Consider the following 18,421-nt stretch of genomic DNA (forward strand, 5'->3'; position numbering starts at 1 on the left):
GGGCTCCGTAAATTAATTTTACGGAGCCTCTTTTTACTTTATAATCAGCAACCAAATTAGCATCATAAAATTCTAAATTGCTAGCTTCTAATTTGGTTAATCATCACCCATTACCTTATCACTCAAGCAGGTCCGTTTCGCTCTCGCTAAACCGGTTGCTAAATCGTTCCCATGGTACGCAAGTTCTGGGGTTAGTTCTTTAGGATCATTCGGATTGTTTTTTGAAAATAAAGAAACAAAGAAAACCCGATCCATGATCATAACCTCAATTACCTTATGGTTGCCTTCAATATCAAATGACCGCAAATTTTTATCTGAATTATCACGTAACGAATGGTCAGCAAACATTTTACCAATTAGACCATCAATATATTCTGGATTACTATAAAATTGATGTTTCATTTTAAATTCCCCCATTTTTATAAATCAGTTAAATTTAATTAATATTATAATTGATTTTATTACAACTTAGGTTTATATTCATACTATAAATAATTATACTACATATTTGATTGGAGGCATGCTTATGGCTGAAGACGTACTATTTAATCCTGGTAATGCAATTGCATCAGATTTCGATCCTAGTGAATTGATGCGGACAGCACAACTCACATCAGATAAGCGCACTACTAATGAAAAGGTAATGATGGTTAAAGATGAAAATGGTAAGCATTTACTATTTGAAATTGGTGACCAGGAAAGTGACCCTGATAAGGGTAAAAAATATACATTAGAGAAACGAATCTAATATTAAAAAAGCTAGTGATTAAGTTCACTAGCTTTTTGTGTCTCCAATAATTGTTTGAACGACCTTTTCAATTGAAGGAATAATTGGGGAATCAGCCTTAATTCCAGTCTGCGCAAATCGATCCTCCCACCACTTCCGTCTAATTAACTGGGCTTGGTTCAAAACCTGTTCACCAGTATCAGTAAGGCTAACTTCCAGTGATTTTCCAGGACGTGGTTGCTTCGTTACCCAACCATTATCAACTAATTTTTTAATTTGTCTGGCCACCATTCCCTTATCCAATACTAGCTCCCTAGCAATTTGGCTCTGATTAATATTCTGGTGGTCATTAATTGTTAATAAAATACAAGCAGCTGTCGGATTCAAGTCTAATTTTTCAAACTGACTGCCGGTATCCTTGTAGTATTGACGATGTAAAATTGAAATATCCTGTGCTAAATATCCTAAATCTTTCATAAGAATGCCGGTTCCTCCATAATTATTCTTAAACTGTGTTGACAATGCAACACCACGGTGATTATAATTAAGTCAACTTAAGCGGTGTTGACAATGCAACACCACTAACTTTCAAAAACAAGTATACCATATGTAAATAAGAATGGAATGAGGGATTAGATATGGGAAAAGAACTAACGGGGTCAAAGGCCCTAATTCAAAGCATGATTAATCAAGGAATCAAATACGTATTTGGAATTCCAGGTGCTAAGGTCGATCAACTATTTGAAGACTTACAACACAGTGATAATCCAAATGCACCACAGTTAATTGTCACTAGACATGAACAAAATGCTGCTTTTATCGCCGCCGGAATTGGTCGATTAACCGGTAAACCAGGGGTTGTGGCTGTTACATCGGGGCCTGGGGTTTCCAACCTCGCAACGGCTTTAATCACCGCCACTGCAGAAGGCGATCCAGTAATTGCGCTGGGGGGACAAGTTAAAAGAGATGATGTATTACGTGCCACCCACCAAAGCATTGACAGCGCTCCATTGCTAAACCAAGCAACCAAGAGTAGTCAAGAAATTGAAGAACCTAATAACATTTCGGAAGCATTTGCGAATGCTTACATGATCTCTAAATCACCTAAGAACGGGGCTGCGTTCCTATCACTACCACAGGATATTCTAGGGGAAACCGTAGACCGACCCGTAATTAAGGCGCTTCCAGAAATTACTAACGGAAGTGCTGATCGGACCAGAATTAAACAAATTGCTGAAATGCTAATGAATGCTGAAAATCCGGTCATTTTAGCCGGGATGCGGGCATCGACTGATGAAGTTAGTGATGCCATTCATAAGCTGTTGAATCGCTTTTCAATTCCAGTGGTGGAAACGTTCCAAGGATCAGGTGTGATTTCTAGAGATCTGGAAGGCAACTACTTTGGCCGGGTTGGGTTATTTGATAACCAAATTGGAGATACGGTATTGAAGCAAAGTGACCTCGTATTAGCAATTGGATACGACCCAATTGAATACGAAGCCCGGAACTGGCATAACGAAGGAACCAGAATTATTAACGTAGATACAATTACTCCAGAAATTACTAACGATTACCAACCACAAGTAATTGTAAATGCTGATGTGGCGCAAACCCTATACGAATTGGCTGCCTTCATTCCAGAAGATACAACCCTTCCAAAAGCAACTCAAACTAAGCTAGATCAACTAAAGAAGCACTTTGATGAATCTAACGAAGCCCCTAGTCAAGAGGCAGGTGAAGGATTACACCCACTAGCAATTATCGATGCCCTTCAGGATTCTGTTAACGACGATACTACAATTACGGTGGACATCGGTAGCCATTACATCTGGATGGCACGGTTCTTTAGAGCCTACAAGCCTCGTCACTTATTATTCAGTAATGGGATGCAAACCCTAGGGGTAGCTTTGCCATGGGCAATCGCAGCTGCCTTGACCCGTCCTGATCAACACGTGATTTCCATTTCAGGTGATGGTGGATTCTTATTCTCTGGACAGGAATTGGAAACCGCCGTTAGACTAAACCTCCCCATCATTCAGATTATTTGGGTTGATGGGTATTATGACATGGTTAAGTTCCAAGAAGTGGCTAAGTATGGTCATGACGCCGGAGTTAAATTTGGGTACGTAGACAACGTTAAGTATGCTGAAAGCTTTGGGGCTGCTGGTTTCAGAGCCAAAACGGTTACTGAGTTTAAGGCAGCTCTCCATGAGGCTAAGCAAGTAAGTGGTCCATCAATTATTGAAGTGCCTGTAAATTATAAGGACAATATCAAACTCAAGACCCAGTTAATTCCAAATGAATTAAACTAAAAAAGAACCCTAGTGCGAAGATGAAATGTGCACTAGGGTTCTTTTATTATGGCTTTATTTTAAAGTTATCAGCTGGGTTAAAGTTATGAATTAATTGGGGCCAAACCCACTTATCAGCATATTTAACCACAATTCCATTAGTAAAGAAGAAATAAATCGTTGCAAAATTAACTGCATACAACTCACCAGTCAGTAAGCTAGTGATAATAATGACAATTAGCGGAAATGATAGATCCAAAAATTGAGCTTTAATGGCACTGCCGTTCAAAAATTTGAATCTAAGGATATTACTAGTATCATCATTTGGATGCATAAAAATATTTGCACGCTGGTACATTGATACTGAAATTCCAATCATGGTCACTCCCACAATGGAAAACAGTGACCGAACAAAGAAATTGTTATTACCAACTCCTATCGAATCAAACATCTTGATAAAAATTTGAATTCCATAGCTGAAAAAAACAACGTAAGCAATTTCTTCTAAGAATCGAATGATGTTTAACTTCATTAGTAAAAATTGATTTAAAACCGCGTTAAAAACACCGAATGCAAAGATGAAAATGGTTGATTCAACTTTAAATTCATTCCCCAAATTGACTGCTGCCGCGGTCCATAATGCGGATCCAGTATTTGATGCAATTGTTAGACCGTTTCCTAAGGCATTAATAATCAAACCCAGTAGCAATGCTGTAATTCTAACCTTCATTGAATTTCTAGGTCGTTTATCTTCCAAATAATTCCTCCTGTTCTTAATTTAGCCAATTATTATATTCACCTATTATTATATATAAATGGTTAGCAAAACGAAAGGTAAAGGATTAAGGATGTAAAAATGATATAATTAAGGTAATCGGTTTTTATCTAAGGGGTGGTTAGTATCACATTCGGAACAATTGCGTTTTTAATTTTTATTGGAATTATTTCTGGAATCATCAATAGTATTATTGGGATGGCATCACTAATTTCATATCCGGCATTGGTATCGGTTGGGATTCCACCCGTATTAGCCAATGCCTCTAATACAGTTGCCCTTATCTGTAGTGGGGTTAGCTCGATTTTAGCATCCCTCAAGGAGCTCAAGGGCCATTTAAGAGAGGTGATCCCAATCACTGCGCTAACCGCAGGTGGTGGTTTAATCGGTTCGCTATTACTCCTAAACAGTTCAAACGAAGCCTTCTCGAAAATTGTGCCATTTCTAATCTTTTTTGCGGCATGTTCAATTTTAATTCCAAAAAAGGCTAAGGCGGACGGCCAAAAGACTAATTCCAAAACCGTTTTATTTTGGGAATACTTAATTCTAGGATTGGTTGGGATTTACGTTGGCTACTTCGGTGCCGGGGCGGGAGTAATTATGATTGCGGTCCTTTCTAAAATTAGTGACAGTCCCTATCACGTTTATAACGCCACCAGAAATGCAGCAACGCTAGCGGCTAATTTAATTGCTTCGATTATCTTTATTCTCATTGCCCATGTTTACTGGAGTGCAATCATTCCATTGGGAATTGGATTGTTCATTGGTGGATTTATCGGTCCTTCAATCGTTAGGTTCATTCCGACTAAGATTATGCGAACCGGAGTTGGAATCTTTGCATTTATGCTATCAATCTACCTATTTGTTAAGGCATTCTTCTAAGGAATTTTTTGAAATTACTTTTCTTTCATTTTAAATGCTGTAAAATAGTAATTATTAATCATTTGAAGGAAGTGACTCGATTGGATCATCAATTTATGAAAACTATTTTTGATTTTGTTAATATTCAATCATTTTTACTACTAATATTCCTATTTATAAACATCGGATTTCAAGCTAGAAATAAACATGCAGAAGTTCAATCTGATGGATTAAGTAACTTCATTTTAATTATCGCGTTATGTGAAAGTTTAAACTTTGCTGGTAACGCTTTGTTGAAAGACTTTTTCCTCGGCAATCGTAATCTTTCAGTTATTCTCGGAATTGCAGTTATTGTAATTTCATGGATTACAGCCATCTCATTTACAATTTGGAACTACCTTTATCTGCGCAAGTTAAGTAAGCACGTTAGTAAATAAAAAGCAATGATTTTTTAGTTAAAATCATTGCTTTTTATTTTGTCTATTCAGTTGCTTCTAAAGCTTCTTTTAAGGCGGTCCCTAGTCGTTTCATTCCAACTTCGATGGTTTCATCATCAACGTTTGAGAAGTTTAATCTAAAGGTCCCCTTCTTTGGTGTGTTAGGGTAGAATGAATCCCCTGGCACAAAGGCAACGTTATGTTCAACACAGGTCTTAAATAATTCCATGGTGTCAACATCACCAGGTAATTCCACCCAAATGAACATCCCACCTTCTGGATGACTATGCTTAGCATCAGCTGGAAATTCTTCCTTGATTGCCTTTAACATTAATTCGAACCGATGGTGGTATAAATCACTAATTTTCTTGATGTGTTCATAGATATCATTTTGTTCAAGGAACTTAGCGATAATGTGTTGACTTAAGTTGTCTGAATGTAAATCAGCACTTTGCTTCATAACCACAAAGTTTGATAAAACGTCTACGTTACAGACAATCCAACCTAACCGCATTCCAGGAGCTAAAATCTTGGAGAATGTACTCATGTAAACCACCCGATCTTGAGTATCAAACTTCTTTAATGGTGGTAAGGTTTCTCCTTCATATCTAATTGCTCCATAAGGATCATCTTCCATTACTAATAAATCATACTTATTAGCAAGTTCAACGAATTCTTTTCGGCGATCTAATGACATTGTACGGCCGGTAGGATTTTGGAAAGTTGGAATGGTATAAACTAACTTAGCTTCTGGATGAGCTTTTAAGGCTTCTTCAAACTTATCCATTCTCATTCCATTTTCATCCATTTCAACCCCGACGATATTTGCTCCGTAGCTTCGGAACACATCCAAAGTACATAAGTATGTAGGTTCTTCAACGATAACGGTATCACCAGGGTTAATAAACATCTTTGCTAATAAATCAATGGATTGTTCGGAACCAGTAGTGACTCCGACATGTTCAACGGAAGTGGACACTTCTCGATCAGCCATTAACTTCACAATTTGTTTTCTTAATACCGTTTCGCCAATTGCGTTACTATATTGTAAGGCGGTCTGACCTTCATTTTCGAAGACGCTGTCAGCCGCCTTCTGCATTTCTGAAACTGGGAATAACTCAGGTGCAGGTAGTCCACCGGCAAATGAAATAACAGCTGGATTAGCAGCGGCTTCTAGAATTTCACCAACCACGTCGTTATCAGTTTGTGGTACTCTCTTTGAATATTCAAATGTCATACAAATCAACTCCTCTAATAAATTTTATGGGTATGAGTGTATTATAACAACCTGTTAATTAAATTGCCATATTTTTTTAATAATTTTGTTGATAAATTTGCTTTCAAATTCTAATTTTCCTGAGTAGAATATAAACTAAGTTAGCAATAACAATAATATAAATTTATAGAAAGGATGATTACAATGAATAATAAGCTGTTTAAAACGATTATGGCGACCATTCTGGGTGGAATCTCATATAAAGTTGCTAAATCAAGTATTCAAGTAATGCGTGGAAATAACGATTTGTACGCTCCGTCTAATAATTTTTATAATCCAAATAGTCGTTTAAATGACAAGCGAATTATTTTTTTAGGATCCTCAATTACATATGGCTTAACGGCTAAGGGCGACTCATTTGTTGATTACCTAGCCACCGAACATGGTGTTAACGCACAAAAGGAGGCCCTTAGTGGGTCCACAATTGCTGGTAATGATCCTAGTTCTTACGTCGAACGTTTAAAGAATAACGTTGTCACTAATCAGGATATTGATGCGCTAGTCTGCCAAATTTCTAATGATCAACAGCGTAATAAACCCCTTGGTGAAATCAGCAATACCTTTAATATCGATGACTTCGACCCATCAACCACCATTGGAGCGCTCGAATACATAATTTCGTATGCTAATGAACACTGGAACTGTCCGGTAGTATTTTTTACTTGCTTAAAAAACGATGACACTGATTATGAATTGTTAAGGAAAATGGTATTTAAGCTTCAACGAAAATGGAACTTTGAAATTATTGATCTTTGGAATAATGAATACATCCAAAACTTAAATCAGACCCATCCTGAGTACATGGCAGATAGTAACCACCCCACAAGGGCTGGTTATCGTTATTGTTGGACCCCTGTTTTCGTCCGAGAATTAGATCAAATTGTTGATTAAACGGGATTCTTACTATTTGCGAATCCCGTTTTTTATTATTTAAAATTAATTATAAATAATCTATTATAAAAAACTAATTATAAATTATTCTTTCCAACGGTGATGTAACTTTGCTTCACTGTAATCAAGTAAGCTGCTCGGATCAATATTGTACTTACTGCATATGATTAACAATTGATCTAGCACATCTGCTAGTTCTTCATGGAGATTGTCGTCCTTCTGTTCCGTTGTTTGAGGAGCTTCCCCAGGATGTTCACGTCCAATTTCCTTTGCGCGAATTGCTCGTGATAATTCACCGGTTTCTTCAATTACAAAATTCATTCTAACTTCGGGAGAAAGATCGTACCACCCCCGTTTCTTATAGAATTCAACTAACCACTTTTGATGTTGATTCAAATCCATTTTATTTACCCCCATTAATTTTACAAATATCATAACACAAAAAAGGAATTCACTAACTAAGCTGAATTCCTTTTTCCAAATCTTATGGGCTATTTAGTTTGAATTAATTGGTCCCAGGATGGATTATCGAGCGGAAACGCAATTTGTCTTTTATTAATTAAGTCATAATCTGTAACATTATGGTCAATCGAGTTTGCACCCCATGATCCAGTCCCAAGGGTTAAGGATGGCGCTAAACCATTATTAATCCCACCAATGCCACCAGTTGCACATGGTGTATTAACTAAAATCCGGCACGCCTTCATTGCAAGGCCAAACGCGATTGCAACATCATCACTATTGGTTCTAATTGCAGCCGTATGCCCCATTCCACCGTATTTTAAAATTGCATCTGCAATTTTGAAAGCATCCGCATGGTTATGGGCCCGGTAAACTGAAACAACCGGTGATAGTTTTTCTCCAGATAGTGGGTACTCACGCCCGACACCATCTAACTCTGCAGCTAACACCTTAGTATCCTGTGGAACCTTAATCCCAGCCTGGTTAGCAATGTTAATCGCACTTTGTCCCGGAATCGGACCATTAACACCACCAGTTTCAGGATTAAACATGGTTGAAGCTAGTGCTGGTTGGTCATCCTTACTTACAAAGTAAACTCCAGCATTCATTAGCCGCTTTTTAAACTGATTATAAATGGAATCATCGATTACTAAACTGTTTTCAGTAGCACAAATCATCCCGTTATCAAATGTTTTCGAGAAAACAATGTCCTTAACTGCCTGATCTTGATCAGCACTGGCTTCAATGTAAAGGGGTCCATTCCCAGGTCCAACCCCTAGTGCCGGTTTTCCAGTCGAATATGCTGCTTTGACCATTGCAGGACCACCAGTAGCTAACGTACTTGCAATTCCAGGATGGTTAATTAGCTTATTAGTGGCAGCAATGCTGGGTTTTTCAATCCATTGAATCGCATTTTTAGGGGCTCCCGCTGCTACTGCTGCGTCCCGTAAAATGCGAGCGGCTTCTGACGAAGACTTCATTGCTTGGGGATGAAAACTAAAGATAATCGGGTTTCTAGTCTTCATTGCAATGATTGCCTTAAACATGGTAGTCAAAGTCGGGTTGGTTACTGGAGTGATTCCAGCTAGTACCCCAAGGGGTTCGGCAACGGTGATGGTATGTTTTTGTTCATCCCGATCAATTATACCTACTGTTGAGTGATCCTTAATTTCTGACCAAATCCGACCAGTTGCAAATAAATTTTTATCCCACTTATCGTTAGCAACCCCACGTTTGGTTTCCTCAAAAGCTTGGATGCCCAGTTTTTGGCTGTTCTTAATACCAGCCGCTACCATTGCTTCAACAATTTGATTTACTTTTAACTGGTTAAAAGTGTTCATTTGATCTAGGGCTGTTTGACCATTTTCAACCAATTCGTTAATCATTAAATCTACTGAATCAATCATTTGCTTTCACTCCTTAATTACTATCCAATATTGTTATTACTTTCACAATTTACCATAAAAAATAACCAGATTCAATAATTTAGAACCTGATTATTTTAATTTAAAGTGTTGATAAATCAACACTTTAAAACGTTTTGTAAAACCATTTATTGGCAGGGGTAATCGTTTGTGATTAATTATTCAATGCAACAATTATAAATTATTAAAAATTAAAAATATATAATATATAATTTATTTTTCATCAACATTAAATTTTCCAGAATCAATTGCATATTTTAACATATCATCAATTACATCAACCATTTTTTTATCGTTCAAGAACGCGATCTTTTTAATTTCACGGTAATAGCTTTCCCGAACTTGAATTGGCTTACTAGTTTGTTTTTGCCTTGCAAATGGACTTGCGTGTTGTTCATCATCATCTAATTGTGAATTTGCTTGATTCGCTAAGTTATTCAAAAAATCATTACTCATTATCAATCGCTCCAATTCTATCTAATTCTTCATCCAGGGTTGCTTGGTACATCTTAAGGGCCCGCTTATCCCAGTAATCATTATCTCTAATTCCTTCGTCTCCGAAAACCTTAATTCGTTCCTGTTGATAAACATAGTTTTTAAAAACTGCGTCCCCAAATGATTCCTTCGCACTGTTTGAAATTTCATTATCAGTCTTAGCGTTGTTTTTAACCAGATATAAAACCACCCCTAAAACATTGTACTTAGCATCATAGTCCTCACGAAGTTGGTACATATACTTAGCAGTTTTTAAAATTGAAGTATACGCCTGCCGTTGAGTTTGCAGCACTAGTGTAATGTCATCACTTGCTAAAATTGCATTGTTGGTAAACGTAGAGAGGGTTGGCGGAACGTCAAATAAAATAAAGTCATACTTACTCCGAAAGGGTTCAATTAAATTCTTTAGAATTAAAGCCCGATCATGGCGATTATATTTTTCTACCTTTCCTGGCCATGAACTCAACGCCCAATCAGACGGAATCAAATCCAGATTGTCCGTAATATTGACAATGCTATCTGATAAATCAAACTTCATCAATCCATCATAAAATGAAGTTTTGGGCCGTTCCTTATTCTTAAACGTCGTGTTTATAATTTCAGTCGCGTTGGCTTGTGGGTCCATATCTATCAACAGCACCTTCTTGCCCATTCGATTTAAAAGGTATGTATCTAGGACCGTCATTGTCGTCTTCCCTACACCACCCTTAAAGTTAAAATGCAGTAATACCTTTGCCATCATCATCCCTCCAATTTCAAATTAATTATAAATTATTTATTTTAAATTGTAAATATTTTGTATTTAATAATAAGTTACTAAAAAACTTAAAAAAAAAGCCCTAACCAATCTTATCAGTCAGTTAGGACGTTATTGCTATTTATCGTAATTCCTAATCTAATGAATTAAGTGCTCCCATAGGACCACCCGATTCTGTTCTAATGAATCCTGGACCTTTATTATTCGTTGGTTGGCACTCCCCCGAAATTGAAGCGTTAAGTCCTTTTGTGATTCTAAAAAGCGGCCATCAACTAGGATATCAATTAACGAAAGTAACTTGATTTTATCGTATGATTCCTTCATCAACTCATCCCAAGTGTACCCACTCCAAGACCAGATGTCCTTTTGATTGCCGAACTCTTTTCGAACCCGTTTGCAAAGTTGAATACATACCTGCGTATTTAAAAATGGTTCTCCACCCAATAACGTTAGTCCCTGAACATAAGGTTGCCGCATATCATCAATAATTTGATCTTCCAACTCCTGGGTATAGGGTTGTCCAAAATGAAAGTTCTGCGCTGCAACGTTATAACATCCCGGACAATGAAACGGACAACCACTAACGTATAAGCTACAACGCACTCCTTCTCCATCAACAAAGTTAAATGGTTTATAATCCGCAATGTATTTTAAACTTAGTTTATTAGCGAGCCATTCTTTGGGCATCGGATTGTTTGGCCCTTTCGTGTTTTGCTGCATTTTTAATCATTCCTCCAGTCATGTTTTTAACCCGTGCTGCGATTTCTCGATGCCTTCCATAAACCATCGGGCGCGCCTGTGGATTTCCTAGGTACCCACAGGTTCGTTTCACTACGTCGCAGTACTTGGGATCATGGTTGCCACATTTTGGACATACAAAGCCACGGGCGGTTGCATTGAAGTCCCCTTGAAAGCCACACTTAAAGCACTTATCAATTGAGGTATTAGTCCCCAAATAGCCTACATGATCATAGGCCCAGTCCCAAACTGCTTCCAATGCCTTGGGATTTTGCCTTAGGTTAGGATATTCACAATAATGAATGAAACCAGCTGACGCGTAGTGCGGATATTCTTGTTCAAACCGTAATTTTTCAAATGGATTAGGATTTTTGCGAACATCGTAATGAAAACTATTGGTGTAATATTCCTTATCTGTAATATCAGCCACTTTGCCAAACTTTTTTATGTCATCCTGACAAAACGTATCGGTTAGCGATTCCGCAGGTGTGGAATATAAGCTATAATGATAGCCACTTTGTTTAGACCACTTTTGGCAGAGCTGGTTGAGCCGCTTAACAATCTCAACGGTAAATTCATGGGCAACCGGATTTTGTTCCCAGTTAGGCCCGAAGAAGCTAACCCCGACTTCATATAATCCAATGTAACCAACGGAAACGGTTGCTCGTTCATGATTAAATAGTTCATCAACGCTATCTTCATCGGTCAACCGTTTGCCAAATGCTCCATACTTATATAATAATGGCGCATTCGCTGGTTGAGCCTCCTTACAGCGTTCAATTCGATACGCCAGTGCTTGATGGACAATGTTCATCTTATCGCTAAAAATCGTCCAAAAACGATCTTGATCACCCTTAGCATATAACGCAATCCGGGGTAAGTTGACCGTAACAACCCCTAAATTCATTCGACCCGCATTAACTTCATTTCCATCGCGATCCACCCACTTAGGTAAAAACGATCGACAACCCATTGGTGCTTTGAAATTACCAGTAATATCTGCTAAGGAATCATAGTTTAAGATGTCTGGATACATCCGCTTAGTTGAACATTCCACAGCTAATTTTTTAACATCGTAGTTAGGATCCCCTGGGTTTAAATTCAATCCCCGTTTTATGGTAAAGGTAAGCTTAGGAAAAATGGCAGTGCGCTCCTCAACCCCAAGCCCTTTAATTCTAATTTTAAAAATATCCTTTTGAATTTCCCTTTCAAACCAATTGGTCCCGAGTCCAAAGCTAACCGTTGTAAATGGCGTTTGGCCTTGGGATGAATAGAGCGTGTTAATTTCATATTCCAAGGCCTGCATTGCATCGTAGATATCCTTTCGCGTGCGTTCCTTAGCATAATCGGCTTGCTGATCAACTTTCACCCATCTTTTAGCTTCATCCAAATGCTTTTGATAGTTTAGCTTAGCAAAAGGAGCCAACACTTCATCAGCCCGATCAAATGAAATTCCACCATACTGAAGTGATGCTACATTTGCAATGATCTGAGCTACCTGAGCAGTCGCAGTTTGAATCGACTTTGGAGAAGCTACCTTTGCGTTGCCAATCTTAAATCCATTCTTTAACATGTTTGCAAAATCAACTAGACAGCAATTAGTTTCTGGAGTTGCCGGAGAATAATCTAAATCATGCCAATGAATGTCTCCCCTTAAATGAGCCCTCGCAACTAACGGTGGTAACATCTTTAGCCCAATCGCCTTGCTGGAACGACCAGCTTGTAAGTCCCGCTGGGTATTAAAAACCTTACTATCCTTGTTAGCATTTTCGTGGACCACCCTAGCGTCCTTATTAAATAGTTGTTTAATGTTTTTATCTATATCAGTAGCATTAAGCCATCCTTGCAAGTCTCGTTGATAATATTCTTGATACTGACTTTTGGCATTTGTAAGTTGATTAAAAGACAAAATATTGTTAAATGTTTCACGAATCCTGGTAGTTGTAAGCGTCTTTTGTGGATAAGCAACCCTTAATAGTGCATCATAAAGTTGTTTTTGAACCACTTCATTGATTGATAATTGCTCAAATAAGTAATCCAATTTGTATTGAAAAAAGGCCGTTTTTTGACCACTTTTCTTAATAATGACAACTGATTCTAACCTTGTAAATTGCATTTTTACCATGCCCTTCATTTATAAATAAGCTCTATATATAGTACGTTTATAACGATAAAACATATATATTGTGTTGACAAGGGTGATTTAATTTAAAAATAAAACATAGTTTACAATGTAATCATATTAACCGTTGATAATTCTATCTTCTTGATTAAATCAAATTTTTAAATTAAATTTTTAAGTCGTAAACAACGTTTAAACTTAGTACATTAAATAATCTCCTAACATTGAATTTTATTTCACAATCATTGCGATTTTGTCTCATTTTAAGACTAAAAAAGACGAACCCTAATTTAGGATTCGTCTGGTTAATTAAAATAATTTATTTTTCATATTCATCTAACTTAGGAACTTTAATGTGGCGCTTGTGAGCTTCTTGCTTTAATGCGTTTAGGCGTGATTGTAAGTTCCGCTGTAATTTAACTGATTTTTCAATTGATACTTGGGTTTTATGGGTTAATTCAATTAATTCTTCATTTGAATAACCAGCTAAGTGTTGTTCAACAAAAGATGTTTGTTGATAAGCATGTAACACCATGCTGTAACCCATTTTACCAACCCCAGCAATTCCAGAACTTGCATTCTTAATTGTTGGTTCGGTACTAAAATGATCAATATGGTACACAATTTGTTGACTGAAGTGTTGGTTCCAATAATTAATTAGTGGTCCTGCGAAAAAGGCAACCACTAGGGTTAAAATTCCAACTGCTCCGTGAGCAAAAAACGCAATTACCATAAATGAAATATCCTGAATATTTCTAACTAACTGGTATTTAATGTGCAGTCGATTAGAAAAGATTGGTGCAATTGCATCATATGGTGCAGCACCTAATTCCGGGGACATATAGATCGATGTTCCTAGAGTAAATAGAATTAATCCAGCGACAACGTCAACGATAACAACATAAATCCCACTCCCGTTTGGAAAAACAAGTCCATACAGGGATGAAAACCATTGAATTTCATATCCAACTAGCACCATGTTCAAAACCGTACCAATTCCGATTTGCTTTCGATCAAAAATTAATACTAATAAGAACAAGAAGCAATTAACCATCAACTGAAAGGAACCTAAGTCCATGTGTAATGAGTTAGAAAAACCAATGTTCATTGCGGTAAATGGATCCATCCCGACATTCGCCTGCTTCAAAAAAGCGGCTCCCATCGATAAAATCGCAATTCCAACAAATGACATTAATGATTTAAGTATGATATTGATAATTTTATGGTTTCGATGAGGAATGTTGTTAAAGTCGTCTCCTGAATGTGTGCTGGCAGTATCGACATCTGCCAAAAGAATCAGCTCCTTTAAATTATATGTTCAACTATTATTATATACCATTTTCACTTTTTTTATAAAAAAAGCGCTTACAAATAATTTTTTTAATTTTTTAAAAAGCTGTTAAAACGCTTACATGAATGCGTTTTCATTACTATTTCATAGGCAATTATAGCTATTTTTAGCGAAAGATATATTTACCTAACTCCCAAAAAGGTATACAATAATACTCATAAAATTAAATTTGGAACGGTTTATCTAAAAGGAGTTTTAAAAATGAATATTTTAATTGGTTTAGTGCCGGCGGCTCTCTGGGGGCTAATGCCACTAATCGCTGGGAAAACCGGTGGGAAACCAATCAACCAATTGGTTGGTAATACTTACGGTGCGTTAATCGTTGCGGTTATCATCGCATTGTTTAGACATCCCCAACTATCGTCTAGCGCGTTTATCTGGTGTTTACTTTCTGGAGCTTGTTGGGCATGTGGCCAACTATCTCAATACTGGTCATTTCCAGAAATTGGGGTTTCCAGAGCAATGCCCATCTCGACTGGGGCTCAATTAGTTGGAACCTCAGTTGTTGGGGTATTATTCTTTGGTGAATGGGCAACCGGATTTGATAAATTATTCGGATTTGCCGCTTTGATTCTAATCATTGTAGGAATTTTATTTACTACTAAAACCGATAAAATTGACGCTAGTCAAGGTCTTGATCCCGCAGTCCTTAGAAGGGGAACCACCGTTCTTTTACTCGGAACAATTGGATACGTTGGTTTCTCAGCTCTGCCTCAAATTCCAGTTGTTGACGGATGGAGCGCATTTTTCCCTCAAGCAATCGGAATGGTATTGGCATCAGCAATTATCTCAATCTTCTATCGTGATAAAAATGAACCACATCCATTAGTTGACAAACGATCATTTGCAAATATTGCAGTTGGGATTGACTTTGGAATTGCTACTGCGGTTTACATGTACTCAACTAAGGTGAACGGAATTGCTACTGGATTCACCCTTTCTCAAATGAGTGTAATTGTTTCAACATTAAGTGGGATTTTGCTTCTTGGTGAAAAGAAGAGCAAAAAGGGGCTTACCTACGTAACCATTGGATTAGTAATCGTCGTAATCGGTGGTGTTATCACTGGATCCCTTGGTAAGTAAATATTTAAAACTAGAACTATTGAATTAATTTCAGTAGTTCTTTTTTTTTACTCTTAAGAATCAAAATGTTGTAGTATCATTAAGTAGCAATAGAGAATTGGAGGAATTTAAAATGAAAATTGGTATTTTAGGTGTTGGTAACATGGGTGGTGCAATCCTAAGTGGATTAGTAAACAAAGTGGCAGCTAGCTCAATCTATGCGCTGAATCCAGTTAATCCACGGGTAGATGCACTAAAAAATGAACTTGGTTTCAATTTATTTAGTGATCCCACTGAATTAAAAAAACAAGAATTAGACGTCGTTATTTCAACCGTTCCAGCTCAAATTAACGTTAAGCTATTAAAAAGTCTAAACGGAATTAACAATAATACCGTAATTATTTCAGCAGCTGGCGGAATTAAAATTAGTCAAGTAAAAGAAGCATTGCCCAACAACCCAATTGTTGCAATTATTCCAAATACTCCCGTTTCAATTAATCACGGAACAATCGCAACTTCATTTGAAAAAGACATTAGTGAATCAAGTAAACAATCTGCCTTAAAGGTATTAGAACTATTAGGGGATGTAATTGTCACTAAAGAAGCCAACTTAGGCATTATGGGAACTGTTGGGGGTTGTGGACCTGCATTTGTAGACATATTTATGGACGCAATGGCAGACGCTGCGGTTGAGGAAGGACTGGATAGAGCCACTGCTTACCAAGTAATTTCCAGTATGGTGTCAGGTTCTGGTCAATTAGCCTTTCAAACTGGTAAAACTCCTGCAGAGTTAAAAGATCAGGTCACTTCACCAGGTGGAACCACAATTAAAGGCGTCACCACTTTAGATGAAAATGGCTTTAGAAACGCTGTTGTGAAGGCAATTAAGAGTTCTAATGAAACCATGTAATTTCTAATTAATTATAAAATATAAATAATATATTTTATATTATTGGCGAATTTAATAATAATCGGGGTCAGTTATGGTGGTTAAAACCATAATTGACCTTTTTTTTGCGTTTTAAGCCATTTTGGGCTTCTGACGATTAACTTAACGATTATTATTATAAAGTGAAATTAAGCCCCCTTAAATTAACTCAAAATTATCGGAACCAGATTGTTAACAACCGTTCAATTTGGCTTATTATCTTTTATGAAAATTGCGAATTAACTTTTCCGTTGCTAACCGTTGGGCTTCAGATATTTCTTCAGAATTATCTTGATAGTCCTTCTCCATCCATTCTGGGATCGGTTGTTCAATTATTTTAAGGTCACTATTTGCAACTGGCGTAATCTTTTCATCTTTTTTAAGCCCAAACGCCTCCGTGAAAAATGTTTTTAGAGCGGTCATTAAGTACTTAGCCTGTTCTTCCAACTTGGCTGGGAGGTAACTAAAAATATGCTTTAATTTAACCGCCAATTTGGACCCAAGGTTAGTATTGTTTTCAAATCGTGTTTTAGGACTTTTAATTAGTCCGTTTATTTTGGCAACGTTTGTCTTAGCATTTAGAATAATCCCCATGATTTGATGTGCACGGGTTAAATCATTTTTAGTAAAATCAAGAATTTGGTCAACCACCATTTGGTCAACATGTAATTTTCCACAAACTGAATTTTTCCATTTTTCAATTGATGAATACCTTTGTGGCTGATGGTCAACTGTATTAACTGTATCAATCTCTGATTGATTTTTTTGATTCTGGTGACTTTGATTAGTTTGCAATTTTTGCGTTTGTGGGGTTGCAGAATTTGCAGCTACGACTGGCAGATTCTGCTGGTCGGGTTCAGTAAACTTTGGTAAAAACAGTTTGTCAGCTTTACTAAACTGCTTTTTCTTAGTTACAAAACCTAATTTAACAAGCTTGTTGAAAATTTGACCTACTTTTCTGACGGATACTTTTAGTGAATCTGCCATTTGCTCAAGGGTGTAAATTACATAAAAGTCATTTAATTTTGAGTCATAAAACTGCCGACTTGTCCTTGAAGACTTCATCCGATCACACAAAAGGGCGTATGCAACAATTTCGTCATTGGTCAGATCATGATTCTGAATTAAATCTACGTCTAGCATTATAAATTGCATGGCTATTCCTCCTGGAATAGAAAAAAGAGAACAAGTTGTCACCCTTGTTCTCCTTCTAAAATATGTATTTTAGGTCTAACTAAATAAGCTATTAATATTGCAATGATTATGCCATTACGCTATAATTAAAACATTCGTTGGAACTTGTTCCAACCAGTTAGTCTTTGTTTTTTTATAGCTAGTCACATTAGTGACTGCTTTTAATTTAATAGTTTTTTTAATTAGAGTGTTGGGAGAACAAGTAATTTGGGTACTTGTGATCTATTTACTAGGGTTGCTGCTGCGAACAGTTTCTCTAGAAACACTCTTTTTTCTATATTCTTTTTTAATAATTAAAACCTAAACGGTCTAAATATACATTGTTTTTTTATAATTTGTAATTTTGTAACCATACAATTTGGTTGCTTTTTAATTACAAGAAAAGAATAACCGTAATAATAAGAATAGTCAATAGCTTATTTTTCTGTATGCTTGCATACATGTATTTATAACTACAATACTATTTGAATGCTTGCATATATTAATACATATATTCGGGTATACAAGAATACATGGTTGCTGAAAAATCATTGATATAAGCACATTTAGCAACTTTTTCATTGCATACATTACTACAAGTAGTATATACTACTTGTAGTAAATAATATTAAAATACATTTATACAATAAT

General features: G+C 36.7%; 19 protein-coding genes. 7 read left to right on the forward strand and 12 right to left on the reverse strand.

Translation table 11 applies throughout. From position 1 onward, the window contains the following. Window positions 1–96: 96 nt before the first annotated feature. The gene (locus HZL42_RS07110) at window positions 97–402 is read right to left on the reverse strand and encodes a hypothetical protein (protein WP_219282962.1); all 306 of its coding nucleotides are present in this window, start codon (window positions 400–402) and stop codon (window positions 97–99) included. 124 nt (window positions 403–526) lie between these two features. On the opposite strand from HZL42_RS07110, the gene HZL42_RS07115 reads away from it, so the two are divergent. Beyond that, on the forward strand, window positions 527–748 hold the full coding sequence (locus HZL42_RS07115; protein ID WP_219282963.1) for a hypothetical protein: 222 nt from the start codon (window positions 527–529) through the stop codon (window positions 746–748). 27 nt (window positions 749–775) lie between these two features. Here HZL42_RS07115 and HZL42_RS07120 read toward each other — a convergent pair whose 3' ends face one another. Further along, window positions 776–1,204, reverse strand: a complete 429-nt coding sequence (locus tag HZL42_RS07120; RefSeq protein ID WP_219282964.1) for a MarR family winged helix-turn-helix transcriptional regulator — start codon at window positions 1,202–1,204, stop codon at window positions 776–778. Between the two features lie 161 nt (window positions 1,205–1,365). Here HZL42_RS07120 and alsS point away from each other — a divergent pair, with 161 nt between their 5' ends. Continuing rightward, complete coding sequence (gene alsS / locus HZL42_RS07125) at window positions 1,366–3,039, forward strand: acetolactate synthase AlsS (protein WP_219282965.1); 1,674 nt, start codon at window positions 1,366–1,368, stop codon at window positions 3,037–3,039. Between the two features lie 46 nt (window positions 3,040–3,085). Here alsS and HZL42_RS07130 read toward each other — a convergent pair whose 3' ends face one another. Further along, a complete protein-coding gene (locus HZL42_RS07130) occupies window positions 3,086–3,775 on the reverse strand; it encodes a hypothetical protein (RefSeq protein ID WP_219282966.1) in 690 nt (229 codons plus the stop codon). Window positions 3,776–3,910: 135 nt separating this feature from the next. Between HZL42_RS07130 and HZL42_RS07135 the strand changes: the two genes are divergently transcribed. Both HZL42_RS07135 and HZL42_RS07140 read left to right on the forward strand, forming a co-directional pair. Next, the gene (locus tag HZL42_RS07135) at window positions 3,911–4,675 is read left to right on the forward strand and encodes a sulfite exporter TauE/SafE family protein (protein ID WP_370629303.1); all 765 of its coding nucleotides are present in this window, start codon (window positions 3,911–3,913) and stop codon (window positions 4,673–4,675) included. A gap of 95 nt (window positions 4,676–4,770) precedes the next feature. Beyond that, window positions 4,771–5,091 (forward strand): hypothetical protein, encoded by a 321-nt coding sequence (locus HZL42_RS07140; protein WP_219282967.1) that lies wholly within the window; start codon window positions 4,771–4,773, stop codon window positions 5,089–5,091. Between the two features lie 43 nt (window positions 5,092–5,134). Here the strand turns inward: HZL42_RS07140 and HZL42_RS07145 are convergent, their stop codons facing one another. Then, window positions 5,135–6,328: a PLP-dependent aminotransferase family protein gene (locus tag HZL42_RS07145; RefSeq protein WP_219282968.1), complete on the reverse strand. Its 1,194-nt coding sequence runs from the start codon at window positions 6,326–6,328 to the stop codon at window positions 5,135–5,137. Window positions 6,329–6,511: 183 nt separating this feature from the next. Between HZL42_RS07145 and HZL42_RS07150 the strand changes: the two genes are divergently transcribed. Next, the gene (locus HZL42_RS07150) at window positions 6,512–7,258 is read left to right on the forward strand and encodes an SGNH/GDSL hydrolase family protein (protein ID WP_219282969.1); all 747 of its coding nucleotides are present in this window, start codon (window positions 6,512–6,514) and stop codon (window positions 7,256–7,258) included. 84 nt (window positions 7,259–7,342) lie between these two features. Here HZL42_RS07150 and HZL42_RS07155 read toward each other — a convergent pair whose 3' ends face one another. The 7 genes from HZL42_RS07155 to HZL42_RS07185 form a co-directional block, all read right to left on the reverse strand. After that, window positions 7,343–7,660 (reverse strand): MazG nucleotide pyrophosphohydrolase domain-containing protein, encoded by a 318-nt coding sequence (locus HZL42_RS07155; RefSeq protein WP_219282970.1) that lies wholly within the window; start codon window positions 7,658–7,660, stop codon window positions 7,343–7,345. Window positions 7,661–7,749: 89 nt separating this feature from the next. After that, window positions 7,750–9,126 (reverse strand): aldehyde dehydrogenase family protein, encoded by a 1,377-nt coding sequence (locus HZL42_RS07160; protein WP_219282971.1) that lies wholly within the window; start codon window positions 9,124–9,126, stop codon window positions 7,750–7,752. Between the two features lie 231 nt (window positions 9,127–9,357). Then, window positions 9,358–9,600, reverse strand: a complete 243-nt coding sequence (locus tag HZL42_RS07165) for a hypothetical protein (protein WP_219282972.1) — start codon at window positions 9,598–9,600, stop codon at window positions 9,358–9,360. Then, window positions 9,593–10,378 (reverse strand): ParA family protein, encoded by a 786-nt coding sequence (locus HZL42_RS07170; protein WP_255552604.1) that lies wholly within the window; start codon window positions 10,376–10,378, stop codon window positions 9,593–9,595. Before HZL42_RS07170 ends, HZL42_RS07165 begins: the two co-directional genes overlap by 8 nt. Before the next feature lie 156 nt (window positions 10,379–10,534). Then, a complete protein-coding gene (gene nrdG / locus HZL42_RS07175) occupies window positions 10,535–11,116 on the reverse strand; it encodes an anaerobic ribonucleoside-triphosphate reductase activating protein (RefSeq protein WP_219282973.1) in 582 nt (193 codons plus the stop codon). Continuing rightward, entirely contained in the window at window positions 11,061–13,259 is a 2,199-nt protein-coding gene (gene nrdD / locus HZL42_RS07180) for an anaerobic ribonucleoside-triphosphate reductase (RefSeq protein ID WP_370629305.1), read from the reverse strand. Before nrdD ends, nrdG begins: the two co-directional genes overlap by 56 nt. A gap of 316 nt (window positions 13,260–13,575) precedes the next feature. After that, window positions 13,576–14,547 (reverse strand): YitT family protein, encoded by a 972-nt coding sequence (locus tag HZL42_RS07185; RefSeq protein WP_255552605.1) that lies wholly within the window; start codon window positions 14,545–14,547, stop codon window positions 13,576–13,578. A 261-nt stretch (window positions 14,548–14,808) separates the two neighbouring features. On the opposite strand from HZL42_RS07185, the gene HZL42_RS07190 reads away from it, so the two are divergent. Both HZL42_RS07190 and proC read left to right on the forward strand, forming a co-directional pair. Further along, window positions 14,809–15,690, forward strand: coding sequence for a GRP family sugar transporter (locus HZL42_RS07190; protein ID WP_219282975.1), 882 nt, complete (start codon window positions 14,809–14,811; stop codon window positions 15,688–15,690). A 112-nt stretch (window positions 15,691–15,802) separates the two neighbouring features. Beyond that, on the forward strand, window positions 15,803–16,579 hold the full coding sequence (proC, locus tag HZL42_RS07195) for a pyrroline-5-carboxylate reductase (RefSeq protein WP_219282976.1): 777 nt from the start codon (window positions 15,803–15,805) through the stop codon (window positions 16,577–16,579). Between the two features lie 234 nt (window positions 16,580–16,813). On the opposite strand, the gene HZL42_RS07200 is transcribed toward proC, so the two are convergent. Then, window positions 16,814–17,752, reverse strand: coding sequence for a hypothetical protein (locus tag HZL42_RS07200; RefSeq protein WP_219282977.1), 939 nt, complete (start codon window positions 17,750–17,752; stop codon window positions 16,814–16,816). Window positions 17,753–18,421 lie beyond the last annotated feature (669 nt).

Source organism: Lactobacillus sp. Sy-1, assembly GCF_019303535.1.
Taxonomy (GTDB): Bacteria; Bacillota; Bacilli; order Lactobacillales; family Lactobacillaceae; genus Nicoliella.